This window comes from Micromonospora sp. NPDC003944 (assembly GCF_053605225.1).
Window position 1 is genome coordinate 26,473 of record NZ_JBSGIV010000056.1, and the last position, 24,067, is coordinate 50,539.

Consider the following 24,067-nt stretch of genomic DNA (forward strand, 5'->3'; position numbering starts at 1 on the left):
CGCCCACGGAGGGGGTGGCCGTGGCAGGCTCGGACCGTGGGGCAATTGTCCGAGAGGTCGGGCGGGGCGGCGTGGGAGCACCTGCGCCGCCTGCCGGTCTGGCTGCCCCCGGCGCTGGTGACCCTGGTGGTGACGGTGACCGGGCTGGGCTCGGCCCAGCTCTGGCGCGACGAACTGGCGACGTGGAGCGCGGCCACCAGGTCACCCGGCGACCTGGCCCGGCTGGCCGGCACCATCGACGCCGCCACCGGGCCGTACTACCTGCTCATGCACGGCTGGACCACTCTCGTCGGCGACTCCACGATCGCCCTGCGCGTGCCGGCCGTGGTGGCGATGACCGTGGCCGCCGGGCTGCTCGCGGTGCTCGGTGCCCAACTCGCCGACCGGCGTGCCGGTCTCTTCGCCGGGCTGCTGTTCGCGGTGCTCCCGGGCACCTCCCGGTACGGGCAGGAGGCTCGCCCCTACGCGCTGGCCACCATGCTCGCCGTGCTCGCCACCGTGCTGCTGGTGACGGCGCTGCGTCGCCCGAGCTGGGCCCGGTGGGCCGGTTACGCCGCCGCCGTCGCCGCGCTCGGGCTCATCCACCTGATCGCGCTCACCCTGCTCGCCGCCCACGCGCTTGTCGTCCTCATCGCCTGGTGGCGCGGCCCGGCAGCGGCCGGCATCGCCATTGCGGCACACCCGGACGCCGAGCGGGACCGGCGGGCGTGGCGGTGGCTGCTCGCCGTGGTGCCGGTCGCTCTGCTTGCCGGCCCGCTGCTGGTCAAGGCCCGGACCCAGCAGTCCCGGCAGTTGAACTGGGTGCACCTGGCCCGACTGGACGACCTGACCGCGCTGCCCGGCGGCGTCGCCCAGAGCAGTGTGGTCGGTGGCCTGCTGGTCGGGGTCGCCGCGCTGGGCGCGGCCCGGCTCGGGCGACGCGCCCTGCTGCCGGTCAGCGCGGTGCTGCTGCCCGTCCTGCTGCTCTTCGCCGCCGGCAGCGTCGTACCCCTGTGGGTGCCCCGATACCTGGTGTTCGTGGTGCCCTTCGCGTGCCTGCTGGCGGGCGCGGCGCTGGCCGCCGTGGCCGCGCCGGCCGCGCTCGTCGTGGTGGTCCTGGCCGGACTGCTCGGCCTACCCGACCAGGCCGCGCTGCGACGGACCCACGAGTGGCCGCGAAGCGCGCCGGTGGACTACGCCGGGGCGGCACGGGTGATCGCCGACGGTCAGCGACCGGGGGACGCGGTGGTCTACTCGCCCCGGCACAGCTGGCTCTTCCTCGACCTCGGCATCGAGTACCACCTCGCCGACCCACCACGTGACGTGCTGGTCACCGAGGACGAGGTGCGCCGCGGCGACCTGTGGGCCGCCGAGTGCCCCCAACCGGCACAGTGCCTCGCCGGTACGACACGGGTGTGGCTCGTCGTCTCCGGCCGACACGCCCAGCCGCTGGCCGCCGTGCCCGATGCCAAGGGCGACGCGCTCCGTGCGGACTTCACCGTCACCCAGGTCTGGCAGCGCAAGGGCCTGACCGTAGCCCTGCTGACCAACCGCCCCGACCTCTGACCCGGCGGGCCGCCGGATGGCGGCACGCGCGGCCCCGTCAGGCTTGCGCGCGGCCGTCCTGGGCGTTGCGGGCCAGCGGGACGACGAGCACGGCCTCGGTGCCGCCGTTGGCGCCGGCGCGCAGTTCGATGGTGCCGCGCAGCTCCCCGGTGATCAGGGCTCGGACGATCTGGAGGCCGAGCCGGCTGCCGCGTTCGGCGTCGAAGTCGGCAGGTAGGCCACGCCCGTTGTCGGTCACCGAGACGTGCAGCATCTTGCGGAACCGGTGCGCCGAGACCACCACCTCGGGTCGCAGCGACGGGTCGACCTCGGGAGCGGCGACCGGCACCATGCCGGAGGCGGCGGGCACGGGCGGCTCCTCCGCCTCGTCGGCCGGCGGGAAGCCGTGCTCGACGGCGTTGAGCAGCAACTCGTTGAGGACCATCACCAGCGAGGTGGCGATCTCCGCCGGCAGCACCCCGAAGCTGCCCCGCCGCCGCATGCCGACGCTCACCTCGGTCGCCGCGACCTCGGTCGCCGCGCTGGCCACCCGGTCGACGATGCCGTCGAACTCCACCGCCTCGTCGCTCGACATCGAGAGTGTCTCGTGCACCAGGGCGATCGAGGCGACCCGACGGACCGACTCCTCGAGCGCGACCCGCGCCTCCGGCATCGCCACCCGGCGGGCCTGCAACCGCAGCAGCGCGGCCACCGTCTGGAGGTTGTTCTTCACCCGGTGGTGGATCTCCCGGATGGTGGCGTCCTTGGTGATCAGGGCCCGGTCCCGGCGGCGTACCTCGGTGATGTCCCGGACCAGCACCAGCGCGCCGATCGGCACTCCGGCCGGCATCAACGGCAGCGCCCGGGTGAGCATGGTGGCGCCCCGTGCGTCGATCTCCCGTCGCGGCGGCCCCTCGCCGCGCAGCGCGGCCAGGATGCCGTTCGCCGCCTCGGTGCCCTCAAGCGGGTCACCCGCGAGCCGGCGGTGCAGCGCGGCCAGGTCCTCCCCCACGAGGTGGGAGGCGTACCCCAGTCGGCGGTACGCGGACTGCGCGTTCGGGCTCGCGTAGGTGACCTTGCCGCCGGCATCGAGCCGGACCAGGCCGTCGCCGACCCGAGGCGCCGAGGTGGTCTCGCCCGGATGCCTCGGCGGCGGGAAGGTGCCGTCGGCGATCATCTGTGCCAGGTCGTCGGCCGTGGTGAGGTAGTTGAGTTCGAGCTGGCTGGGCGTACGCGCGGTGGACAGGTTGGTGTCCCGCCCCACCACGGCGATCACCTCGCCGGCCTCCCCCTCGGCGGTACGCAGCCGGACCGGGATCGCCTCGTGCCGGGCCGGCACGTCGCCGTACCAGACCGGGTCGCCCTCGCGCCAGATCCGGCCCTGGGAGTACGCCACCCCCAGGTGGGCGACCTCCGACCCGCCGACGATCCGACCCACCTGGTCGTCCTGGTAGGCGGTCGGCGCGGTGGTGGGACGAACCTGGGCGACGCAGAGGAACGTGCCGTCGGCGTCGACAGGCACCCAGAGCAGCAGGTCAGCGAAGGACAGATCGGAGAGCAGTTGCCAGTCGCCGGCGATCCGGTGCAGGTGGTCGATGTCGCCCGGACGGAGATGGGTGTGCTCCTCGGCGAGGTCGCGCAGCGTGGACACGGTGACCAGGGTGCCACGCCGCGCCTCACCTCGTCGCGGTGACCTTCTTCAACCCGCGCGGCGCGTCCGGGTCCTCGCCTCGGGTGAGGGCGAGGGCGAGGGCCAACCGCTGCATCGGCAGGATGTCCAGCAGCGGTGCGTACCGCTCGTCGACCTCGGGGACGGCCAGCCGGGTGGCGCCCGGCACGTCGGCGGAGCCGACCACCACGACGTCGGCGCGTCGTTCACCGAGGCGGGGTAGCACCTCTCCCATCGACCGCCCGCCCGGGCCGGAGCCGACCACGGCGAGCACCGGGACCTCCGGGTCGGTCATCGCCAGCGGACCGTGCAGGAGGTCGGCCCCGGAGAAGGCGAGCGCCGGCAGGTACGAGGTCTCCATCAGCTTGAGCGCGGCCTCCCGGGCGGTCGGGTACGCGTACCCCCGGCCGGTGGTGACGAGTTGGCGGGCGAAGCGGTAGCGGGGCGCGAGCTGGGCCGGGGTGCCGTCGGCCAGGGTGCGGGTGGCCAGCTCGGGCAACGCGTCGAGCGCCTCCCGTTCGGCCTTCGGCAGCACACCGTCGCCGGCCCGGACCCCCTCCACGAGCATCAGCAGGGCGAGCAATTCTGCGGTGTACGTCTTGGTGGCGGCCACCGCCCGCTCGTGCCCGGCGGCGATGTCGACGCTCAGCTCGGCGACGTCGACCAGGGGCGAGTCGGGGGCGTTCGTCACCGCGAGGGTCAGCGCGCCGGACGCTCGGGCGGCGCGCAGCACCTCGGCCAGGTCGGGTGAGCCGCCGCTCTGGCTGACCCCGACGACGAGCGCGTCGGACAGGTCGGGCCGGCCCCCGAAGAGGGTGACGACGCTCGGCGAGGCGAGCCCGGCGGGCAGGCCGAGCCGGATCTCGGTCAGGTAGGCCCCGTAGAGCGCCGCGTGGTCGGAGGTGCCCCGCGCGGTGAAGACCACGTGCCGTGGCCGACGCTCGGCGACGACCGCCGCCACCCGGGCGATCTCGGCGGCGTTGGCAGCGGAGAGCAGGCGCGCGTAGCCAGCCGGCTGCTCGTCGATGTCGGCGGCCATTCCAGCCCCTGGACGTGTCACGGAAACCCCTCCCCCTGCGCGGTTGCCGCGCGATTCTTGCTCAGTCTTGCACTTTTGAGCGTATCTCAGCAATCTAACGAGCAGGACTGCGCAGGTGATCACCAGTTGATCTCAATATCAACTAGGCTTTCCCCGATGTACCCGGTCTAGCCCGGACGAGAGGACGACGTGCCCGAGGGAACGGACGACCCCGCGCTCTCCGCGACGGAGGAGCTGGCGCTGGCCCGGCTGGCCCTCGACGAGGGCGACCTGCACCACGCCGCCGGCCACCTCGCCGGGGCCCTGGCGCAGGCTCCCACCCTCCCCGAGGTCCACGAGACGCTGGCCCGGCTCGCCGCGACGAACGGCGGTGGCCTCGACCTCTTCCCCCTCAACCACCACACCTTCGTCGGTGCGGTCGTCGCCCGCGCCCACCTCCTGGCCACCGCCGGCCGCCCCGCCGAAGGGCTGGAGCTGCTTGCCGCGGCGACCGCGTACGCGCCAAGCACCGAGTGGGCCGGCGTGCCATGGGTCACCGCACCCGAGCTGACCGAACGACTGGACCCGGAGCACATCGCCCGCGTCCTCATGCAGGTGTGCGCGGCACTGCCCGACCCGGTGCCGAGGGTCGGCCGGGCCCCGCTGACCCCGTACCTGACGCTGGCCCGCAACGCGGCCACCGTGCACCCCGACCACGGCCTGCTGTTGGGCGCGGCGTCCGCGCTGGCTCGGCGCCTCGGCGAGGTCGAGCTGGCGGTCCGCTGGGCCACCCGGGGGGTACGCGCGCAGCCCTCGAAGATGGGCGAGGTGTGGCTCGGGTACGCGTACCGCAGCTCGGGCCGGACCCGCGACGGCCTCGCGGCCCTCGGTCGGGCCGTCGAGCTGGACCCCGACGACCTGGCGATCTACGCGGACATCGCCGGCACCCTGGCCGAGATCGGCCGGCTGGACGAGGCGTTGGAGTGGACCGAGCGGGCGTTGGCGCGTGATCCGTCGTTCGACTGCGCGGTGCACACCGCGCACCGCCTGCGGCACCTCCGCGACGGTGACCTCGCCCATCTGGTCGCGCTCGCCGACTTCGTGCGCGACCACCCGGACGACAGCCACGAGCACGGCGACCTGGCCCAGTGCTGCCGGGGGCGGCCCTGGCTGGGCCAGCTCACCCCGGCCGGCGGGCCCCTTGTCGACGCGATGCGCCAGGCGGTGGCCGATGACGACAACGGTCTCGGTGGTGACGTACGCCTACCCGCCGCCGCTCCGCCGAGCGCGGTCGGGACGGCGATCTCCACCGCTCCCGGACTGCGGATCGAGGTCGTCGGCGCACCGGAGCCCGACCCGCGCGAGCCCCGACGGGCGTCCGCCCAGCGGTTGTGGCACTACGTGGACGCCGTCCCCAGGCCCGCGCTGGCGGCACCCTCGGCGGCGGCCGTCGAACGGATCGGGCAGGTCGCCCACCCGGCGTGGGCGCACCCACCGGCGGCGTACGACGCGGCGGTCGGGCTGGCCGGCCTCGACCTGGCCGACCTGCTCGGCCTGCTTGTGCATCCGCCGGCGGCGCCGGCCAACGCGGTGGGTCGGCTGTTGGCGGCCCACGACCCGTCGGTCTGGGTCCGTGGTGTGCAGGTGTGGGCCTGTCTCGGGCTGCTGCACCACCGCACCGACGAGCCGTGGGAGGGCTCGACCCGACGCCGGGTGTTGCTGGATCTGATCTGGGGCGTCGAGGACTGGGTCACCGAGGCGGCGCTGTTCGCCCTGGTCACGGCCGCCTGGGTGGATCCCTCGGTGCGCCCGGACGTGGCCCGGGTGGTGGCGGAGCGGCTTGCCGACGCGGCAGCCGTGGCACGGACCCGACCGGTCCCGATCGCCGCCTCGCTGGCGCACCTGGCACTCGCCGCCCCGCAGTTGGACCCGGCGACAGCCAAGCTGGCCACCGAACTGCTGGCTGCCCACGAACCCAGGCTCCCCCGCCCCCGCAACCCCCTGCGCCGCCTCTGGCAACGCATAAACCGCCGCCGTCGCTGACCCGCCCCCTTCCCCGCGATCTTGCACTTACTGTTGGCGCTTTGCCGCACACAGGGCTTATGCACCCGCACACAGTGCAAGATCGCGGGAACGGGTGGGGTTACGCGACCGGGGCCTTGCCGAGGGCAACCTCGGCGTCCTCCTCCGGGGTGGCCTGCGGCGGTGCCTCGTTCGCGGTGCGCAGCGGGATCTCCTTGATGAACCAGGCGAGCACCGGGATCACGATGGTGAACAGCACCGCCCAGAGGAAGACGTGCGAGATCGCGTCGGAGAGACCACCGAGCACCAACTCGCGCGCCTGCGCGGGCAGTTCCTTGAGCTTGTCCAGATCGATCCCGGCGCCGCCGGAATCGCCGCCGAAGGCCCGGCCGCCCTCGGAGTTGGCCAGCCGGTTGGCGAAGATCGCGCCGAACAACGAGATGCCGAACGAGCCGCCGATCGACCGGAAGAACGTCGCCGCGCCGCTGGCCGCGCCGAGGTCCTTCTGCTCGACGCTGTTCTGCGCGATCAGCATCGACGTCTGCATGAGGAAGCCCATGCCGACGCCGAGCACGACCATGTAGAGCGACGACGTCAGCTTGCTGGTGTTGGTGTCGAGCATGGCCAGCAGCGCCATGCCCGCGGTCATCACCACGCCGCCGATGATCGGATACGCCCGGTACCTGCCGTTCTTGGTGATCGCCCGGCCGATGACCAGCGAGACGACGAGCATGCCGAACATCAGGGGCAGCAGCAACAGGCCACTGTTGGTCGCCGACGCACCCTGCACGGTCTGCTGGTACAGCGGCAGGAAGTTCATCGCGCCGAACATCGCGAAGCCGAGCAGGAAGCCGATCACCGAGATCACCGCGAAGTTGCGGTTGGCGAAGAGCCCCAACGGCAGGATCGGCTCCTGCACCCGGCGCTCCACGAGCCCGAACGCCACCAACGCGACGACAGCCAGCACCGCCAGACCGAAGATCTGCGGAGACGTCCAGTCGTACTCGTTGCCGCCCCAGGTGGTGATGAGCACGATCGCGGTGATGCCGACCGAGAGCAGCCCGGCGCCGAGCCAGTCGATCCGGTGCTCGGTGCGGTACTTCGGCAGGTGCATCGTGGTGATCAGCACGAGCAGCGCGACACCGCCAAGCGGCAGGTTCACGTAGAACGCCCAGCGCCAGGAGAGGTGGTCGGTGATGAAGCCACCGACCAGCGGCCCGGCCACCATGGCGATGGCCATGATGCCGGCGATCATGCCCTGGTAGCGCCCACGCTCACGGGGCGGGACCAGGTCACCGATGATCGCCATCACGCCGACCATGAGGCCACCCGCGCCGAGGCCCTGCACGGCCCGGAAGGCGATGAGCTGGACCATGCCGTCCTCCGGGCCACCGAGCATGCCGGAGCCGGCCATGCCGCAGAGGGCCGAGCCGACGAGGAAGACGACGACCGAGGTCAGGAAGACCGACTTGCGGCCGTAGAGGTCACCGAGCTTGCCCCAGATGGGGGTGGAGACGGTGGTGCCCAGCACGTACGCGGTGACCACCCAGGTGAAGTGGTTGAGGCCGCCGAACTCGTTCACGATCCGCGGTAGCGCCGTGCTGACGATCATGTTGTCGAGCATCGCGAGCATCATCGCGATCATCAGACCGAACAGCACCACCCGTATGTTGTTGGGTCGCGTGCCAGCCTGTGCTGTTTGAGTCATGGGTAAGCTCCCCCCGAGGATTGCCGTACTTACTTGCCGCCCGGCTAGTCACCTTACTAGCCGCACGGTAAGTTGGGTACGAGCAACGGTCAAGCCATTTGGAGGGCGTGAGTGAGCGAGAGCACAGGCGGCGGAACGCGGGAACGGATCAAGGCCGTCGCGCTCGAACTCTTCACCGAGCAGGGGTACGAGAAGACCTCGCTCCGGGAGATCGCCGAGCGCCTCAACGTCACCAAGGCCGCGCTCTACTACCACTTCAAGAGCAAGGACGACATCGTCGCCAGCTTCGTCGAGGACCGGCTGGAGCAGATCGACGCGCTGACCGCCTGGGCCGAGTCGCAGCCCGCGACCCTGGACACCCGGCGCGAGCTCGTCGCCCGCTACGCCGAGACGATGTTCGGCGGCGAGATGCCGTCGGTGATGCGCTTCTTCGAGCAGAACCAGACGGTGCTCAAGAGTCTGGTCGCCGGCCAGCAGATGCGCGGCCGGATGATGACGCTCGCCGACGCGCTCTGCCGGGGCGACGACTCCCCCAGAGCCCAACTGCGCGCCACCCTGTCCCTGTTCGCGGTGCACGGCAGCTGGTTCGCGCTGCGCGCACCGCACATCAGCGACGACGAACGCCGCAAGATCGCCCTGGAGGTGGCGGACGAGTTGCTGGCCGCCATCGGCACGCAGCCCGACGCCTGACCCCCGGTGGGGCGTCGCGGTCGACCGGGCCCGCGTCGCCCGGCCGACCCGGGCTCGGCGGGTCAGCCGTGCTTCAGCTCCAGCCGCAGGCCGAGCAGGTCCACGCCCGGCGCCAGTGACCGGTCCTTCTCCGGCGAGCGGACGAACCCGCGCCGCGAGTAGAGCCGGTGCGCCGGATCGGCCATCCCGGCCCGGACGCAGATCACCACCGCCGTGCAGCCCAACCCGGTGGCCCGATCGACACACGCCTCGACCAGGACGGCGCCAACGCCCCGCCCCTGGGCGCCGGGGTCGACCGCGAGCATCCGGAACTCCGCCTCGCCCGGCCCGGACAGCTCGGCGAACCGGGTGCCCGGCAACACGAAGGTCACCGAGCCGAGCACCGTGTCGGTCGCCTCGTCCACCGCGATCAGTACCGTGCCACTGGCTGCTCGGGTCGACACGTCGGCCAGCACCACGCCGTAGCCGTGCTCGCCCTTGAGCTGGCCGTCCGCCTCGTACGCGGCCACCGTCAGCCGGGCAACAGCCGGAAAGTCGACCGGCTCGGCCAGCCGGACCCGTAAGCCGGTCAAGCGATCACGGCGATCAGGTCACCGTCCTGCACGACATCGCCCTCGTGCACGGCGAGCTGCTGGAGCACGCCATCGGACTCGGCGACGACCGGGATCTCCATCTTCATCGACTCGAGGATCACCAGGGTGTCACCCTCGGCCACCGTGTCACCGGCCGTTGCGACGACCTTCCAGACGTTGGCCACCATCTCGGCGCGGATCTCCTCGGCCATGTCCAGGCCCTCCCTCTTCGCGACGTGCCTGCCGATGTATCCAATCATGCGTCGACAGGCGGCGGGCGCGCAGCGGCACAGCCGGGATGGCAGGCCCGCCCTGGGGAAGGCGACGGGTGCCGACCGCACTACCATCAGCGGGTCGGACCCGACGCCGGACCGCCGGTGGCCGCATCGGCGCCGAGGTCGTGCGCAGGACGGATCCGACCCATCACGAGGAGGTCAGCATGGCGAAGAAGTCCCGGAAGAAGAAGGCTCGTAAGAAGAGCGCAGCGAACCACGGCAAGCGTCCCAACTCCTGAACGAGTCGGCGGGCCTACGGCCCGTCACCGATCAGCCCGACCCGGCCGACGCCGGGCACACCGGTGGCCCGGGTCGAATCGACCCGGGCCACCGGTTTCGGTCCGTCAGATGCGCCGAACTCAGTCGGCCAGCTCACGGGAGTCGCTGGTCTCGAAGACCACCAGCTCGGTGAGCTTGACCCGCAGCCGTTCGCGCAGCTCGTCCGGCGCGGTCTCGTTGCCACAGCAACGCGCCACCAGCGCCCGCACCTCCTGCTCCAGCCCGTACTCGCGCAGGCAGGGCCCGCACTCGTCCAGGTGGTGCCGGATCAGCGAGCGGCGCTCGTCGGCGCACTCCAGATCCAGGTAGAGATACACCTCCGCGAGCACTTCGCGGCAGTCCGTCTCGTGCGGCTCCCCACAGCTCACGTCACACCTCCCGGCCGGCAGCGGCGGTCGAGCCCTTCGCTGAGCGGGCAGCACTGAAGCCCCGCTCCCCCGCGTAGCGCTCGAGCAGCTTGCGCAGATTACGACGGCCCCGGTGCAGACGCGACATGACCGTGCCGATCGGTGTGCCCATGATGTCGGCGACCTCCTTGTAGGAGAAGCCCTCGACATCGGTGAGGTAGACGGCCAGGCGGAACTCCTCCGGCAACTGCTGGAGGGCCTCCTTGACGTCACTGTCCGGAAGCCGGTCCAGTGCCTCCGTCTCGGCGGAGCGCAACCCGCTCGAGGTGTGCGACTCGGCCTCGGCCAGCTGCCAGTCGGTGATCTCCTCGGTGGGCGCCTGGATCGGCTGGCGCTGCCGCTTGCGGTAGGAGTTGATGTAGGTGTTGGTCAGGATCCGGTAGAGCCAGGCCTTCAGATTCGTGCCCTGCTCGAACTGGTGGAAGGCCGCGTACGCCTTCAGGTAGGTCTCCTGGACCAGGTCCTCGGCATCCGCCGGGTTGCGTGTCATCCGCAGCCCAGCAGCGTAGAGCTGATCGACGAATGGCATCGCGTCCCGCTCGAATCGGGCCCTGCGCTCGTCCGTCTTCTCGGTGGTCAACCGCACATCCCCTCGCGTCGGATGCTTTCCCGCCGAGGATACGCGCACGGACCTGCCCGCAGATTCACTTCCGGCCGGTGTGCCCGTGCTCACCGCACCCACCCCGCCCGGTCCCGCCGTCGCGGGCCACTCCGGGCCATCCAGCAGCCGCTTCAGCTGCCGGGCGTCCCGTTCGTCCCGTTCCAGGCTTCGTGTCTCGGTTGGCACCGGTCATCCCCCTCGCAGAAAAGTCGTCCGGGGGTAGTAACGCGAGATGACCACTGGGGCATTCCGGCCGGCCCTCCCGTTCCTGGTCCCGGCCCCGACGGCGGCCGGCGCTGGGACCAGGAAGGGCCTGGGAGGACTGGTGTCACCGGCCCCGATCGGGCCGGCGGCACCATCGGATGCAACGACCCGTGCCCGCGCTGGAAACGGTCCCACCGGCGAGCCGGTCAGTTGTCCGCCCAACCCCGGGCGTGCAACCAGTCGCGGACGACGGCGCCGGTGCCGGCCGGGTCCCGGCGCAGATCGTGCGTCTCACCGGCACGGCTCACCACCTGCACGGTCACCCCCGGCTCCGGCATCCCGAACGGGTCCCGGTCACCGTTGACGACGAGTGTCGGCAGGCCGGTGCCCAGTTCGGCGGCCCGTGAACGCTCCGGCCGGCCCGGCGGGTGCAGTGGAAAGGCCAACGCGACCACACCCACCGCGCCCACCGCACGGGCCGTCCGGCAGGCCACCCGGGCGCCACTGGAACGCCCGCCGACAACCACCGTCGACAGGTCGGCGTGCCGCTCCCGCAGCGCGGCGAGCACCGCCACCCAGGCTTCGTCGAGGTGACCCGCCGGGGCCGGCGCACGTCGACCGGCGACCCGGTAGGGCTGCGTCACCCGCACCACCGCCAGGCCGGCCGCCACCGTCGCGTCCCGGACCGCGAGCAGGTCGGGCGCGTCGACGCTGCCGCCCGCGCCGTGCCCGAGGACGAGCAGTGCGGTGGCCGGACGACCCGGCAGGTCGGTGTCGATCCGCGCCGGACCGCGCGGGGTGTCGATCTCGTTGCTGACTGGCACCGGCCTATTCTGCGTCGCCGAGCCGGCCACGGGTGCGAACCCGACCGCCGATCAGCTCAGCGGGACCAGGGCGAGCAGACGGTCGCGCACCGGCGGACCGGCGTCGTCGATCGCGTCCGGGTCGGGGTCGACCTCGCCACGCCAGGCGACGAGCATCGCCCGTCGTTCCCGTGGCGTGGTGCCACCCCACACGCCGTGACAGTCACCGACGTCGAGGGCCCAGGCCAGGCAGGACCCCTGCACGTCGCAGCTGCGGCACAGCGCGACGGCGGCGTCCGCCGGCTCGTTCGGTGCCGGAAAGAATGTCTCCGGATCGACGCTCTGGCAGGTACCCCTGGTGCGCCACGCGTCGTCCTGTTGCCGGTCTCGCACGGCCCGCAGCAGTCGCGGATCTCGCCGCGCCGCTGCCACCTCGTGCGGGCGCGGCATACGTGCCCGTGTCATCCACCCACCTCCCCCGTGGGACCGGCAAGATCTGTGCACGCCGTCCGCCCCGTGCGGAACGACAGCCACTACCGGCGCTGTGTTCTATCGCACTTCGCAACACCGGGACAAGGGTCTGCCGGGAACATGACTGAACAGCTAGGAGACGAATCGCGCGGAATCCTGGCAAATCGGTGACCGACAATGCACGGTGTCGTCAGAACAGAGTCAACTCCTGCGGTGTCACCGTCGGCGCTACCGCCACCCGTGCCGTCAGGTGCGGGCCGTCGTTGCGAACGTCGCCCACCGCCGCACCCACCGGGCGGATCTCCAACCCCGCCAACTGCTCCGCCGAGGCCGCGGTGAGCAGCCGCTCCGGCTCGTCGGTCGGCGCGAGCCACGACGACCACCGCTCGGGTGGCAGCAGCACCGGCATCCGGTCGTGCACCTCGGTCAGGTCGCCGAGCGCCGCGGTGGTCAACACGCTGAACGTCAGCCGGGTCTCGGCCGCGGACTCCCAGAACGACCAGATGCCGGCCAGGGCGAGCACCGAGCCGTCCCGGGGGGTCATGAAGTACGCCTGCCGGCCGCCGTCGGGCAGCCGGACCCACTCGTACCAGCCGTCGGCCGGAACCAGACAGCGGCGACGGGCGAAGGAGCCGGCGTACGCCCGACTGGTCGCCACCGTCTCCGCCCGCGCGTTGATCATGCGGGCGGCCCCGGAGGCGGACCGGGACCAGTGCGGCAACAGCCCCCAGCGACCGACGCAGAGGCTGCGGTGCCCCTCCGGACTGACCCGGACCAGCGGCACCGGGTCGGTCGGCGCGACGTTGTGGTCCGTGCGGACCAGGCCGTCGGAGTCGTCGGACGACTCGAACAGCGCGCTCAGCTCGCCGGCGCTCCGGGTCGTCGCGTACCTGCCGCACATGGGCACACGCTAACGCGTCGGAGGCCCCGTCGGCTGTCCCGCCAACCGGGAGTACGAACGCCGGGCGCCGCCGCCCACCCGCCGACACGGCAGAATGTAACCGTGGGGAACCTGACCGCGACCCGGCCGCCACAACCGTGGACCGCACCGACCGCATCCGACCCGGTGGCGGCGACGCTGCGCCTGCCCGGTTCCAAGTCGATGACCGCCCGCGCCCTGGTGCTCAGCGCCCTCGCCGCCGGCCCGTCGACGCTGGCCCGACCACTGCGCGCCCGCGACACCGAGTTGATGGCCGCTGGCCTGCGGGGGATGGGCGCGCACGTGTCGATAAGTGACGACGAGCGCTGGCTGATCCGACCGCACCCGCTGGTCGGGCCCGCCCACGTCGACGTGGGGCTTGCCGGCACCGTGATGCGGTTCGTGCCGCCGGTGGCGGGCCTGGCCGACGGGCAGGTCACCTTCGACGGCGACCCGTACGTCCGCACCCGGCCGCTCGGCCCGCTCGTCGATGCGCTGCGCTCGCTCGGCGTCCGGATCGACGTGACCGGCGCCGGCAGCCTCCCGCTGACCGTGCTCGGCACCGGCCGGGTCACCGGGGGCGAGGTGGTGATCGACGCGTCCGCCTCCAGCCAGCTCGTCTCCGGGCTGCTGCTCGCCGCCCCGCGCTTCGACCGGGGCGTCGTGGTACGCCACGTCGGGCCGCCGGTGCCCTCCGCGCCGCACCTTCGGATGACGGTGCAGATGCTGCGGGCCGCCGGCGCGGCGGTCGACGACAGCACTCCCGACGTCTGGGCCGTCGAGCCCGGCCCGCTCTCCGGGCGCGGCTGGGACATCGAACCGGACCTCTCCGGTGCCGTGCCGTTCTTCGCCGCGGCACTCGTCACCGGCGGCGAGGTGACCCTTCAGGGTTGGCCGCGCAGCAGCGGGCAGCCGGTCGAGCAACTTCGCTCGCTGCTGCAACGGATGGGCGGCGAGGTCACCCTCTCCACCGACGGGCTGACCGTCCGCGGCACCGGCGTGGTGCACGGGCTGACCGCCGACCTGTCCGACGTCGGCGAGCTGACCCTGGTGCTGACCGCGCTGGCCATGCTCGCCGACTCGCCGTCGGTCTTCACCGGTGTCGGGCACATCCGCGGCCACGAGACCGACCGGCTCGCCGCGCTCGCCCGGGAGTTCGGCGGGCTCGGGGCGGACATCACCGAGACACCGGACGGGTTGGAGATCCGCCCCCGCCCGCTGCGTGGCGGGACCTTCCGCACCTACCACGACCACCGGATGGCGCACGCCGCCGCGGTGGCCGGGCTCGCCGTTCCGGGCATCGAGGTGGACGACGTGGGGTGTACCTCCAAGACCATGCCCGAGTTCCCGGCACTATGGTCAGCGATGGTGACCGGCAAGAGCTGACGCGAGAAGGGGACGGGTCCTGGCGACCAGACGGCGGGAGTACGACGAGGACGACGTACGGGTCCGGCCCGGAAAGTCGTCGCGCCCGCGTACGCGCACCCGCCCCCAACACGCCGACGCGGTCGACGGGTTCGTCATCGCCGTCGACCGGGGGCGCTACACCTGCGTGCTCTCCGGGGCCGAGCGGGGCGTGGTCGGCGCGGAGCTGCCCACCGTCACCGCGATGCGGGCCCGTGAGCTGGGCCGCAAGTCGGTGGTGGTCGGCGACCGGGTGAGCCTGGTCGGTGACACGTCCGGCGCGGAGGGCGCGCTCGCCCGCATCGTCCGGATCGCCGAGCGCCGCTCGGTGCTGCGCCGCACCGCCGACGACGACGAGACCACCGCCGAGGGTCGGCTGGAACGGGTGGTGGTGGCGAACGCCGACCAGTTGGTGATCGTCAGCGCGTTGGCCGACCCGCCACCGCGCACCGGGTTCATCGACCGCTGCCTGGTGGCGGCGTACGACGCGGACGTCGAGCCGCTGCTCTGCCTCACCAAGGCCGACCTGGCCGGCCCGGAGGAGGTGCTCGGCTACTACACCGAGCTGGAGCTGCCGTACGTGCTCAACCGCCCCGACTCCGACCTCGACGCGCTCCGTGCGCTGCTCAGCGGCAAGGTGTCGGTGTTGGTCGGGCACTCCGGGGTGGGCAAGTCGACGCTCGTCAACCGCCTCGTTCCCGACGCGCTGCGCGCCGTCGGCGTGGTCAGCGCGATCGGCCGGGGCCGGCACACCTCGACAAGCGCGGTGGCGCTACGGCTGCCGCCGGTGCCCGGGGTCGACACCGACCCGGGCTGGATCATCGACACGCCCGGGATCCGCAGCTTCGGGTTGGCGCACGTCTCGGCCGACAGCCTGCTGCACGGCTTCCCGGATCTGGTCGAGGGCACCGTCGACTGCCCACCGAACTGCCCACACACCGCGGACGAGGCCGACTGCGGTTTGGACGCCTGGGTGGCCGCCGGTAAGGCGGACCCGCGCCGGCTGGCGTCGTACCGTCGGTTGCTCGCCTCCCGCGCCGGGGAGGGCGACGCGCGCGGCGACGGCGACCAGCGCGGGCCGGGCGAGGGTGACCGGCGCGGGCCCGACGAGTGACCCGACGGGCGTGGGCTAGGTTGCCGGCATGACTGGGTACGCCGCCGATCTCGCCCTCGCCCACGTGCTCGCCGACCGGGCCGACACCATCGCCACGGCCCGGTTCCGCGCGCTCGACCTGCGCGTCGAGGCGAAGCCCGACCTGACGCCGGTCTCCGACGCCGACACCGCGGTGGAGCGGGAGATCCGCGCCCTGTTGGCCGAGCACCGGCCGGCGGACGGGCTGCTCGGTGAGGAGTACGGCGCGCAGCCGTCCGCCGACCAGAACGGTCGGCGGTGGATCATCGACCCGATCGACGGCACCAAGAACTTCGTCCGTGGCGTACCGATCTGGGCCACCCTCATCGCGCTCTACGACGGCGACCGGCCGGCGGTCGGTGTGGTGTCCGCACCGGCGCTCGGTCGACGGTGGTGGGCCAGCGCAGGCGCGGGCGCGTACGCCGGGCCGGGCCCGGATTCCGGCGAACGGATCGGCGTGTCCGCGGTACGGGGGATCGACGACGCCAGCTTCTGCTACTCGTCCCTGAACGGGTGGGAGAGCGCCGGGCGGCTCGACGCGGTGCTCGACCTGATGCGGGCCAGCTGGCGCAACCGCGCGTACGGCGACTTCTACGGTTACATGCTGCTGGCCGAGGGCGCACTCGACGTGATGGCCGAGCCCGAGTTGTCGCTGTGGGACGTCGCGGCGCTGGTGCCGATCGTCACCGAGGCGGGTGGCGCGATCACGGATCTGGCCGGGCGACCGTCCCCTACCGGCGCCCCGGGCACCGACAGCAGTGTGGTGGCCACCAACGGTGTACTGCACGCCGACATCCTCGCCCGCCTGGATCGACCAGCCGAGCGCTGACCCCCGGCAACCTCTATCCTCGCCAGGTGGTCTCCTCCGGTTGGTGCTTCCTCGCGGCGATGATCGTCGCGTACGGCTTCGCCAACCTGCTCCAGTCGGTGGCGGCGGCCCGCACCACGGTCCACCACACCTTCGATCCGGGCCTGCTGCTGCGCCTCGCCGGGCACCGGACGTACCTGGTCGGCCTCGGCTGTCAGATCGGCGGGTTCGTGCTCGCCTTCCTGGCCCGTCGGGACCTACCGCTGTTCCTCGTGCAGGCAAGTGTGGCCGCCGGGCTCGGGGTGACCGCCGTCCTCGGGGTGCTGGTGTTGAAGTGGCGGCTCCCGGCGGCGGAGGTGGTGCTGCTGGCGCTGCTCTTCGCGGGCATCACCGCGCTGGTGCTGTCCGCCCGGCCGGCGCCGTCGAAGCAGCTCGGCACCGCCGGCTCGATCGCCCTGCTGGTGGCGCTCGGCGTGATCGCGGTGCTCGGTGTCTTCGCCGTCCGGCTGCACGGGGCGCCGGGTTCGGTGGCCCTCGGTTCACTGGCCGGGCTGGCGTTCAGCTCGGCCGCGGTCGCCGCCCGACCACTGGCGTCCGCGCCGTCCGCCGAGGCGTTCCTCGCCGACCCGCTGTTCTACCTGCTGATCGCCCACTCGATCGTCGGTCAGCTCTTGCTCGGTCTGGCCATGCAGCGCGGCTCGACGACCGCCGCGGTCGCCGCGATGGACGCGGCCGGCGCGGTGCCGGCCGCGATCGTCGGCCTGCTGCTGCTCAACGACAAGATCTGGCCGGGACGGGAGTGGCTTGCCGCGGTCGGCTTCCTGGTCACCCTGGCCGCGGTGATCGGCCTGACCCGGTACGCCGAACCGCAGCAGCACCGCTCGGTGGCACGCCGCCGGGACCCCGCCATGGTGGGTGCCGGCCGGCCCGGCTGACGAACCGCGCCGCCCGGCACCTCCCCCGCTCAGGCCTCGACCGGCTTGCGGCGACTCACCACCCGCTCGTAGAGCCGCTCCAACGCGCCGGCGGTGCGCTCCCACGTGTAGCTGCTGCGCACCCGGTCCACCGCGGCGTGCCCGTACGCGAACCGCCCGGCGTTGTCGGCGAGCAGCCGGCGCATCGAGACCCCTAGTGCGCGTACGTCACCGGGGGGCACCAGGCGGCCGGTGACCTCGTCGACGACGGCGTCGGCCAGGCCACCCATCGCATAGCCGATCACCGGCACCCCGCAGGCCATCGCCTCCAGCGAGACCCGCCCGGCGGAGGAGTAGTGCGGAGTGCAGGCGACCACGTCCGCCGACCGGTACCAGGTGGCCATCTGGTCGTGCGGCACCGCCCCGACGAGCCGTACCTGGTCGACGACGCCGATCTGTTCGGCAAGCTCGCGCAGCCGCCGCGCCTCGGCGTGGTTGGCCAGTTGGTCGGCCGGCGGGCCGCCGGCGATCACCAACTCGGCGTCACCGACCAGCCGCATCGCCCGGATCAGGTCCTCCTGGCCGTGCCCGGCGGCGAGTGAACCCACCGAGAGGATGCGGGGCCGTTGCTCGCGCGGTGCGGCCTCGCCGTCGGGGTGGAACTGCTCGATGTCGACGCCGGCCGGCACCAACGCCACGGAGCTGCGTTGCAGGCCCATCCGGGTCAACTCGTCGACCTCGTCGTTGGACTGCGCCACGGCGATGTCGACCGCCCGGGTCAACGCGCGCTCGAGCGTGATCCGCTGACCCGGCCCGTCGTAGTGGCCGCCCAGGTGGCGCAGCTGCTCGACGCCGAGCGAGTGGAACGTCTGCACCACCGGAACGTCGGTCTCCCGAACGGCGTGCGCGGCGGCCAGGCCACCGACCCAGTAGTGCCCGTGCACCACCTCGGGCCGCCAGCCACCCGACCACTCGTCGGCAAGCCACCGGCCGACCTCCGTCACGTACGGGATCAGCTCGGCGGTGGGCAGTGGGGTGGGCGGGCCGGCGGGCACCTGGTGCACCTGATAGCCGTCCATGTTCGTCGTCGCCGGCAGCGCCGGGTCGTCCCGGCGGTCGTAGAGCCGGACGTCATGGCCTCGCTCGGCCAGCTCGGCGGCGACCCGCGCGATGTGCTGTCGGGTGCCGACCGGCGGGCCGTCGGCGTGGCGATAGGAACTGGCGTGCGCGCAGACGAGGCCGACGCGCATGGGTCACCTCCCTGCGATCTTTCCTCGGCGGTGGTCCTCCCGGTCAGAGCGTCCCATTAACCCCGCGACGCTGAGCCCAAACCTGGCAGATCAGGAAGAGTCAGCGCGAGTGCCACCGACACTTGCGCCACGGCAAGCACACGCGACACGCGACCGGTCGGTTCGACGATGATCGACAGGCCGTGGCCGGTGTGACCAGCTCCGGCCCGGGGTACCGCTCAGGAATGCCGCTGACCCGCAGCCTCGACGATTCGACAGTGGTCATCACCGGCGCGTCCAGCGGGATCGGCACGGCTACCGCATACGCGTTGGCCCGCCGTGGTGCCGCCGTCGTGCTGGCCGCCCGCAGTGAGCCCGCCCTGCTACAGGTCGCCGAGCGCTGCCGGGCGTTGGGCGGACGGGCGCTCGTCGTACCGACCGACGTGACCGAGCTGGAGTCGGTGCGACGGCTGGCCGATCAGGCGGCGGCCGAGTTCGGCCGGATCGACGCCTGGGTGAACAACGCCGCGGTGAGCGCCGTGGGTCTGTTCGACGAGATCCCGGTCGCCGAGTTCCGCCGGGTGCTGGAGGTGAACCTGCTCGGGGCGGTGCACGGCATCAAGGCGGCCCTGCCCTACCTGGGCGCCGCCGGTGGCGGCGTGCTCGTCAACAACGCCTCGGTGCTGGCCGAGGTGGCGATGCCCTACCAGTCGGCGTACAACGCCACCAAGCACGGCATCCGCGGGCTTGCCGACACCGTCCGCCAGGAGCTGCGGGTCACCGGTCGCGGGCAGATCTCCGTCTGCACCGTGCTGCCGGCCACCATCGACACCCCGTTCTTCCGGCACTCCGGCAACCACAGCGGCCGGGAGCTGATGCCGCCTCCCCCGATCTACCCACCGGAGGTGGTCGCCGAGACCATCGTCCGGCTGCTGCGCCGACCCCGCCGCGAGGCGTACGCCGGTGGCGCGGCCCGGCTGATCGGTCTGCAGTGGCGGTTGGCGCCCGCGCTCGTGGAGCGCACCCTCGGCTGGTACGCCCAGCGCACACAGTTCGGCCCGGGCGCCCGGGTGGACAGCAGCGGCAACGTATTCGACGCCGACGCCCAGGCGCGCGTGGACGGGGGCTGGCACGGTCGACGGCGACAGTTGGTGCGGATGACCGCCGCGTTCGGTCTGGCCGCAGCCGGCACCGCTGTCGGCACCCTGGCCGCCATCAACCGCCGCTCCCGGTCGGACCGCTGATGGCCGACGTCGAGCGCCCGAATGCGCTCACCGTCACCGGCGCGCACAATGGGGCGATCATGTCGAGCTGTCTCGTGGAAGTCGACGAGTCGTCGGCGCTGGTCCGGCTGACCGGGGTGCTCGACGCCTCCGCAGCCGAGGCGGTACGCGGCGCGCTGCTCGCCCGCCTCGTGGCGCGGCCCGGCCCGGTGGTCGTCGACGTGAGCGGCCTGCGGGGCGTGGACCCCGTCGGGCGGGGCGTCTTCGCCGACGTCCGTCGGGAGATCGCCGACTGGCCCGCCGCCGACCTACTGGTGGGTGACCCGACGGTGGACGGAACCGCCGACGCGGACGCCGGGCCGACCACGGTGGCTGGCGTACCGACCTGGCCGACCGTGGACGGCGCGCTTGCCGCGCTCCGCACAGCGCCACTCGCGGCCGTGCTCACCGCCGACCTGACCCCGACGGTCGGCGCCGCCAGGCAGGCGCGCGAGCTGGTCACCACCGGTTGCGCGCGCTGGGGCATGGCGACGCTCACCGACCCGGCGTGCATCGCGATCACCGAGATGGTCAACAACGTGGTGGCGCACGCCCAGACTCCGATGACGGTTCGGCTGGCGCCTCGGGAGGACACCCTGCACCTGGCGGTTCGCGACCACTCCCCGCGCCGGCCCACGTTCGGCGGGATATCCCCACCGACCCGAGCCGGCGGCCGGGGCCTGCTGCTCATCGACACGGTGACCCGTCGCTGGGGCAGCAGTGTCGTACCGGACGGCAAGGTCGTCTGGTGTGTGCTGCACCCGGACGACGAAGCCGCCTGACGGGGCCTTTCGCGATCGGCGCCCGGTTCTACGCCGTACCGCCGGGGCTCGCCCGGTTACGGCGGGAGGGCAGCGGGTAGTGATCAGACATGCGCGACAACGAGTACCCGACCCCCGTGTCCGACACCGAGGCGCAGGGGCTGCCCGACACCGCCGATGACGACTCGAGCGCCAACGACGACGTCCTCACCGGGCGTGAGGCCGACGGCCCCGACCCGGCCCAGCTGCCCGGCGACCGGACGCCGGTGGCGGTGGACCGGTTCGGCACGACCGCCGAGGAGCAGCTCGACGGTGAGTCGTTGGACTACAAGCTCGACCGCGAGGTCTACGAGCGCCCGGCGGACGACCCACTGGCCGGCACGATCGACCCGAAGATCGCCTTCGAGGCGGACAACCTGGAAGCCGCGGCGGAGGCCCAGTTGGACGCCGACGTGATGGATCCCGGGCCGACCTCGGACCCGAACTCGCCCGTCTCCCTCTACGACCACGGACAGCTCGGCACGGTGGCCGACGCCACGGTGGGTCGGCTGGTGGAGCCGGACGAGGGGTCGCACACCGACCAGGAGACCGACTCGGTGGCGTACGACGCCGGATCGGCCGGAGGCGGCGCGACCGCCGAGGAGTTGGCCATCCACGAGACCGAGCCGCCGCGCTCGGTCTGACATCTGCTCGGTCTGGCGGCCGTTCAGTCCGGCGTCTGCTCAGTTGTCTAGGCCGCGTTCGATGGCGTACCGGGTCAGCTCGACCCGGTTGTGCAGTTGCAGCTTGCCAAGCGTGTTCTGGACGTGGTTCTGCACGGTCCGGTGCGACAGGCCGAGCCGCTGGGCGATCTGCTTGTACGACATCCCCTTCGCCACCAGCCGCAGCACCTCCGTCTCCCGGTCGGTGAGCTGCGGCGCCGTCGGTTCGGCAGCGCCGGCCGGGCCGGTCCCCCGCCCCGGTCCGGCGGCCAGCCGGCGGTACTCGCCGAGCACCAGCCCGGCCAGGCCGGGGGTGAAGACCGTGTCGCCGGCCGCGGTGCGGTGGACCGCCTCCAGAAACTCGGCGGGCGCCGTCGACTTCACCAGATAGCCGGTGGCGCCGGCCTTGACCGCGTCCAGCACACTCTGGTGCTCCCCGCTGGCGCTGAGCATCAGCACCCGTACGGCGGGCAACGCCGCGCGCAGGCCCAGGATCACCTCGACACCGGAGATGTCCGGTAGTTGCAGGTCGAGGACGACGACATCGGGTCGGGCGGCGGCGGCCACCCGGATGGCCTGTCGCCCCTCGCCGCTTGTCGCCACCACCAGGAAGCCGGCCTCGGTCAAGTCCCGGGCCACCCCCTCCCGCCACATCGGATGGTCGTCCACCACCATCACCCGGACCTGGTTCACCGCGGTGACCTCGGCACGCTCAGCTCGATCTCGGTGCCCGCCTCGGGGGCGGACACGATCCGGACCGACCCGCCCACGTCGGCCACCCGGCCCTGGATCGACTGGGTCACACCGAGCCGACCCTGGGCGGCGGCCTCGGCCAGCCGGCCGTCCGGGATGCCCGGCCCCTCGTCGCGAATCGACACCGTCACCGTCGTCCCCTCGTCCTCGATCAGCACCCAGGCCCGGCCACCGGCGTGCCGCCCCACGTTGTCAAGCGCCGCACCTGTCGCCGCGGCCAACTCTCCGGCCACCCGTCGGGGCAGCGGCACGGGAGTGGCCGGGGCGGAGAGCGCCACCGCCGCCGAGGCGTACCGGCCGAGCAGGGTCCGCAGGTCCACCGCCTCACCCCCGTCCGGAAGGCTGCCGGCCGCCGGGCCGCTGCCGGCGATCAGCGCCCGCAGCGCGGCCTCCTGCTCACCGGCCAGCCGAGCCAGCTCGCCGGCCTCCCCGGGCAGGTCGGCGCCGCGCCGCTGCACGAGCGCGAGCACCTGGAGCACCGAGTCGTGGATGTCCCGGGCCAGCCGCTCCCGCTCCCGGGTCGCGGCCTCCAACTCCACCGCACGTTGCAGGCGCTCCTCGGCGCTGGCCGCCAGCCGGGCCACGTGCCCGACCACCACCCCGGCGAGCAGCATCAGGATCACCCCGGTGAACGAGGACTGGCCGATCCGCTCCCGGGTGGCCAGGTCCGCGCCGGCGACGAGCAGCGCGGCCACCGTGCCCCGCCGCCGACCGCCGGAGACGGCCCAGGCCAGCACCGGGCCGGCCATCCAGGCCACCCCCAGAGTGGGTACGCCGTGCGTGAGCGCCGTCCGACCGACCACCCACGGAGTGGCGAGCACGATGGCCACCACCACCCCGAGGTCGGCAAGCAGCAGCGGCCAGCGCCGCCAGGCCGGTCGGGCGTACCCGACCGCGGTCGCCCCGGTCCAGACGACCATCAGCAGGATCAGGGCACCGACCGCGTACGGATGGGCGTACTCGTCGGCGTCGCGCACCGCGAGCGCGCAGACGTACGCCAGGGAGGCCAGTCGGAACACGGCGAGCGCACGCCACAGCGGCACCTCGAACCCACCCGGCGGCGACGGCATGGCGGTCAGGATGCCACAACCGGGCCGCCACACGGCGAGCAGCGAGTGCGGTTCGGGAAACCCTGACGTACGGTGGAAAAGCCGCGAAATACTCCGAGATGCGCCGCCGGGACGGGCCCATGACGAACGCAGATCCGCACGCACCGCGTACGGTTGTGCCCATCGAACCTGCCCTCCTGATCGCCGAAGCCTTTGACCAGGCCCAGGTGACCGAGATTCGACACTCGGTCACCTCCTGCGCGCACGCCTCGGGCCTCACCGGCCAAGGGCTTGACGACTTCGTGCTCGCGATCAACGAACTGATCACCAACGCGGTGCGACACGGCGGTGGGCGCGGTTGGTTGCGGCTCTGGCGCGAGTCGGACGTACTGGTCTGCGAGATCGCCGACCACGGGCACGGGATCAGCCCGCAGCGGCTTGGCGACCGCACTCGGCCAGCCCCGGACACCGCCGGCGGCTGGGGCCTCTGGCTGGCCCGCGAGTTGACCGATGCGATGGAGGTCGTCACCGGCGCCGCCGGCACCACCGTCCGCATCACCACCGGCCTAACCAGCCAAAACCCCACCCCGAGATAACCCACCCCCACCCCACCCAGCCCCACCCCACCCAGCCCCGCCCCACCCAGCCCCGCCCCACCCCGCCCAGCCCCCGCCCGCCCCAGCCCCGCCCCGCCCTGTCCCGTCGATCATGGAGTTGTGGTGGGTGACAAAGCCCTCAAGCAGCCCCAAATCCGGCACCACAACTCCATGATCGACCGCGACCGCCCGGGGTCGGCCGCGACGCTTCTATAGGTGGGCCGGTTCCGGGAGGTTGGCATCGGTAGGGTTCGACGTCGGTGATCGACGAGTGACTCATGCAAGATCTGGCCGCC

24 protein-coding genes and 1 pseudogene are annotated in these 24,067 nt (G+C 72.7%); 12 read left to right on the forward strand and 13 right to left on the reverse strand.

Annotation, left to right across the window (positions count from 1 at the left end; all coding sequences use genetic code 11):
• The first annotated feature begins 36 nt into the window (after positions 1 to 36).
• Positions 37 to 1,545 carry a glycosyltransferase family 39 protein gene (locus tag ACWER9_RS24340; RefSeq protein ID WP_452304012.1) on the forward strand — a complete coding sequence of 503 codons (1,509 nt, stop codon included), beginning with the start codon at positions 37 to 39 and terminating at the stop codon, positions 1,543 to 1,545.
• 37 nt (positions 1,546 to 1,582) lie between these two features.
• Here the strand turns inward: ACWER9_RS24340 and ACWER9_RS24345 are convergent, their stop codons facing one another.
• Both ACWER9_RS24345 and ACWER9_RS24350 read right to left on the reverse strand, forming a co-directional pair.
• Positions 1,583 to 3,175 carry a histidine kinase N-terminal domain-containing protein gene (locus ACWER9_RS24345; protein WP_452304013.1) on the reverse strand — a complete coding sequence of 531 codons (1,593 nt, stop codon included), beginning with the start codon at positions 3,173 to 3,175 and terminating at the stop codon, positions 1,583 to 1,585.
• Between the two features lie 25 nt (positions 3,176 to 3,200).
• Positions 3,201 to 4,232, reverse strand: coding sequence for an SIS domain-containing protein (locus tag ACWER9_RS24350; RefSeq protein WP_452304028.1), 1,032 nt, complete (start codon positions 4,230 to 4,232; stop codon positions 3,201 to 3,203).
• A 189-nt stretch (positions 4,233 to 4,421) separates the two neighbouring features.
• Between ACWER9_RS24350 and ACWER9_RS24355 the strand changes: the two genes are divergently transcribed.
• Positions 4,422 to 6,254 carry a tetratricopeptide repeat protein gene (locus ACWER9_RS24355; protein ID WP_452304014.1) on the forward strand — a complete coding sequence of 611 codons (1,833 nt, stop codon included), beginning with the start codon at positions 4,422 to 4,424 and terminating at the stop codon, positions 6,252 to 6,254.
• A 100-nt stretch (positions 6,255 to 6,354) separates the two neighbouring features.
• Here ACWER9_RS24355 and ACWER9_RS24360 read toward each other — a convergent pair whose 3' ends face one another.
• Positions 6,355 to 7,941: an MDR family MFS transporter gene (locus ACWER9_RS24360; protein ID WP_452304015.1), complete on the reverse strand. Its 1,587-nt coding sequence runs from the start codon at positions 7,939 to 7,941 to the stop codon at positions 6,355 to 6,357.
• Between the two features lie 111 nt (positions 7,942 to 8,052).
• Here ACWER9_RS24360 and ACWER9_RS24365 point away from each other — a divergent pair.
• Positions 8,053 to 8,697 (forward strand): annotated as a pseudogene (locus ACWER9_RS24365) (TetR/AcrR family transcriptional regulator); the annotation flags it as partial.
• Here the strand turns inward: ACWER9_RS24365 and ACWER9_RS24370 are convergent.
• Entirely contained in the window at positions 8,694 to 9,203 is a 510-nt protein-coding gene (locus ACWER9_RS24370) for a GNAT family N-acetyltransferase (protein ID WP_452304016.1), read from the reverse strand. The pseudogene ACWER9_RS24365 and the gene ACWER9_RS24370 sit on opposite strands and share 4 nt — an antisense overlap.
• A complete protein-coding gene (locus ACWER9_RS24375) occupies positions 9,200 to 9,421 on the reverse strand; it encodes a biotin/lipoyl-binding carrier protein (protein WP_208648903.1) in 222 nt (73 codons plus the stop codon). Before ACWER9_RS24375 ends, ACWER9_RS24370 begins: the two co-directional genes overlap by 4 nt.
• A gap of 221 nt (positions 9,422 to 9,642) precedes the next feature.
• On the opposite strand from ACWER9_RS24375, the gene ACWER9_RS24380 reads away from it, so the two are divergent.
• The gene (locus ACWER9_RS24380) at positions 9,643 to 9,717 is read left to right on the forward strand and encodes a 50S ribosomal protein bL37 (protein WP_369814844.1); all 75 of its coding nucleotides are present in this window, start codon (positions 9,643 to 9,645) and stop codon (positions 9,715 to 9,717) included.
• Positions 9,718 to 9,837: 120 nt separating this feature from the next.
• On the opposite strand, the gene rsrA is transcribed toward ACWER9_RS24380, so the two are convergent.
• The 5 genes from rsrA to ACWER9_RS24405 all read right to left on the reverse strand — a co-directional run bounded on the left by rsrA (position 9,838) and on the right by ACWER9_RS24405 (position 13,144).
• Complete coding sequence (rsrA, locus tag ACWER9_RS24385) at positions 9,838 to 10,125, reverse strand: mycothiol system anti-sigma-R factor (RefSeq protein ID WP_030336658.1); 288 nt, start codon at positions 10,123 to 10,125, stop codon at positions 9,838 to 9,840.
• Between the two features lies 1 nt (position 10,126).
• Positions 10,127 to 10,951: a sigma-70 family RNA polymerase sigma factor gene (locus ACWER9_RS24390; protein WP_112583674.1), complete on the reverse strand. Its 825-nt coding sequence runs from the start codon at positions 10,949 to 10,951 to the stop codon at positions 10,127 to 10,129.
• Positions 10,952 to 11,175: 224 nt separating this feature from the next.
• A complete protein-coding gene (locus ACWER9_RS24395) occupies positions 11,176 to 11,793 on the reverse strand; it encodes an alpha/beta hydrolase family protein (protein WP_452304017.1) in 618 nt (205 codons plus the stop codon).
• A 51-nt stretch (positions 11,794 to 11,844) separates the two neighbouring features.
• Positions 11,845 to 12,237, reverse strand: a complete 393-nt coding sequence (locus ACWER9_RS24400; protein ID WP_452304018.1) for a WhiB family transcriptional regulator — start codon at positions 12,235 to 12,237, stop codon at positions 11,845 to 11,847.
• A 196-nt stretch (positions 12,238 to 12,433) separates the two neighbouring features.
• Positions 12,434 to 13,144 (reverse strand): SOS response-associated peptidase, encoded by a 711-nt coding sequence (locus ACWER9_RS24405; RefSeq protein WP_452304019.1) that lies wholly within the window; start codon positions 13,142 to 13,144, stop codon positions 12,434 to 12,436.
• Between the two features lie 102 nt (positions 13,145 to 13,246).
• Between ACWER9_RS24405 and aroA the strand changes: the two genes are divergently transcribed.
• From aroA to ACWER9_RS24425, 4 genes are all read left to right on the forward strand, one after another.
• Positions 13,247 to 14,548, forward strand: a complete 1,302-nt coding sequence (gene aroA / locus ACWER9_RS24410; protein ID WP_452304020.1) for a 3-phosphoshikimate 1-carboxyvinyltransferase — start codon at positions 13,247 to 13,249, stop codon at positions 14,546 to 14,548.
• 136 nt (positions 14,549 to 14,684) lie between these two features.
• On the forward strand, positions 14,685 to 15,680 hold the full coding sequence (rsgA, locus tag ACWER9_RS24415; protein WP_452304029.1) for a ribosome small subunit-dependent GTPase A: 996 nt from the start codon (positions 14,685 to 14,687) through the stop codon (positions 15,678 to 15,680).
• Positions 15,681 to 15,708: 28 nt separating this feature from the next.
• Entirely contained in the window at positions 15,709 to 16,527 is an 819-nt protein-coding gene (gene hisN / locus ACWER9_RS24420) for a histidinol-phosphatase (protein ID WP_452304021.1), read from the forward strand.
• A 26-nt stretch (positions 16,528 to 16,553) separates the two neighbouring features.
• A complete protein-coding gene (locus ACWER9_RS24425; protein ID WP_452304022.1) occupies positions 16,554 to 17,441 on the forward strand; it encodes a hypothetical protein in 888 nt (295 codons plus the stop codon).
• Between the two features lie 29 nt (positions 17,442 to 17,470).
• On the opposite strand, the gene ACWER9_RS24430 is transcribed toward ACWER9_RS24425, so the two are convergent.
• Complete coding sequence (locus ACWER9_RS24430; RefSeq protein WP_452304023.1) at positions 17,471 to 18,670, reverse strand: glycosyltransferase; 1,200 nt, start codon at positions 18,668 to 18,670, stop codon at positions 17,471 to 17,473.
• 224 nt (positions 18,671 to 18,894) lie between these two features.
• On the opposite strand from ACWER9_RS24430, the gene ACWER9_RS24435 reads away from it, so the two are divergent.
• From ACWER9_RS24435 to ACWER9_RS24445, 3 genes are all read left to right on the forward strand, one after another.
• Positions 18,895 to 19,893: an SDR family oxidoreductase gene (locus ACWER9_RS24435; protein ID WP_452304024.1), complete on the forward strand. Its 999-nt coding sequence runs from the start codon at positions 18,895 to 18,897 to the stop codon at positions 19,891 to 19,893.
• Positions 19,893 to 20,693 carry an ATP-binding protein gene (locus ACWER9_RS24440; RefSeq protein ID WP_452304025.1) on the forward strand — a complete coding sequence of 267 codons (801 nt, stop codon included), beginning with the start codon at positions 19,893 to 19,895 and terminating at the stop codon, positions 20,691 to 20,693. The genes ACWER9_RS24435 and ACWER9_RS24440 overlap by 1 nt, the downstream gene beginning before the upstream one ends.
• 89 nt (positions 20,694 to 20,782) lie before the next feature.
• Positions 20,783 to 21,355: a DUF5709 domain-containing protein gene (locus tag ACWER9_RS24445; RefSeq protein ID WP_363614986.1), complete on the forward strand. Its 573-nt coding sequence runs from the start codon at positions 20,783 to 20,785 to the stop codon at positions 21,353 to 21,355.
• Between the two features lie 39 nt (positions 21,356 to 21,394).
• Here the strand turns inward: ACWER9_RS24445 and ACWER9_RS24450 are convergent, their stop codons facing one another.
• Positions 21,395 to 22,048, reverse strand: coding sequence for a response regulator (locus ACWER9_RS24450; RefSeq protein ID WP_452304030.1), 654 nt, complete (start codon positions 22,046 to 22,048; stop codon positions 21,395 to 21,397).
• A gap of 14 nt (positions 22,049 to 22,062) precedes the next feature.
• The gene (gene macS / locus ACWER9_RS24455; protein WP_452304026.1) at positions 22,063 to 23,196 is read right to left on the reverse strand and encodes a MacS family sensor histidine kinase; all 1,134 of its coding nucleotides are present in this window, start codon (positions 23,194 to 23,196) and stop codon (positions 22,063 to 22,065) included.
• Between the two features lie 119 nt (positions 23,197 to 23,315).
• Between macS and ACWER9_RS24460 the strand changes: the two genes are divergently transcribed.
• Positions 23,316 to 23,771: an ATP-binding protein gene (locus ACWER9_RS24460; protein WP_452304027.1), complete on the forward strand. Its 456-nt coding sequence runs from the start codon at positions 23,316 to 23,318 to the stop codon at positions 23,769 to 23,771.
• Positions 23,772 to 24,067 lie beyond the last annotated feature (296 nt).

What these genes read in the sequence shown, in the direction of transcription:
- ACWER9_RS24350 (WP_452304028.1), bottom strand. Translation starts at nt 4,232, where the DNA reads ATGGCCGCCGACATCGACGAGCAGCCGGCTGGCTACGCGCGCCTGCTC.
- ACWER9_RS24360 (WP_452304015.1), bottom strand. Translation starts at nt 7,941, where the DNA reads ATGACTCAAACAGCACAGGCTGGCACGCGACCCAACAACATACGGGTG.
- ACWER9_RS24400 (WP_452304018.1), bottom strand. Translation starts at nt 12,237, where the DNA reads ATGACACGGGCACGTATGCCGCGCCCGCACGAGGTGGCAGCGGCGCGG.
- ACWER9_RS24405 (WP_452304019.1), bottom strand. Translation starts at nt 13,144, where the DNA reads ATGTGCGGCAGGTACGCGACGACCCGGAGCGCCGGCGAGCTGAGCGCG.
- hisN (WP_452304021.1), top strand. Translation starts at nt 15,709, where the DNA reads ATGACTGGGTACGCCGCCGATCTCGCCCTCGCCCACGTGCTCGCCGAC.
- ACWER9_RS24430 (WP_452304023.1), bottom strand. Translation starts at nt 18,670, where the DNA reads ATGCGCGTCGGCCTCGTCTGCGCGCACGCCAGTTCCTATCGCCACGCC.
- ACWER9_RS24435 (WP_452304024.1), top strand. Translation starts at nt 18,895, where the DNA reads ATGCCGCTGACCCGCAGCCTCGACGATTCGACAGTGGTCATCACCGGC.
- ACWER9_RS24440 (WP_452304025.1), top strand. Translation starts at nt 19,893, where the DNA reads ATGGCCGACGTCGAGCGCCCGAATGCGCTCACCGTCACCGGCGCGCAC.
- ACWER9_RS24445 (WP_363614986.1), top strand. Translation starts at nt 20,783, where the DNA reads ATGCGCGACAACGAGTACCCGACCCCCGTGTCCGACACCGAGGCGCAG.
- ACWER9_RS24450 (WP_452304030.1), bottom strand. Translation starts at nt 22,048, where the DNA reads ATGGTGGTGGACGACCATCCGATGTGGCGGGAGGGGGTGGCCCGGGAC.
- macS (WP_452304026.1), bottom strand. Translation starts at nt 23,196, where the DNA reads ATGCCGTCGCCGCCGGGTGGGTTCGAGGTGCCGCTGTGGCGTGCGCTC.
- ACWER9_RS24460 (WP_452304027.1), top strand. Translation starts at nt 23,316, where the DNA reads ATGACGAACGCAGATCCGCACGCACCGCGTACGGTTGTGCCCATCGAA.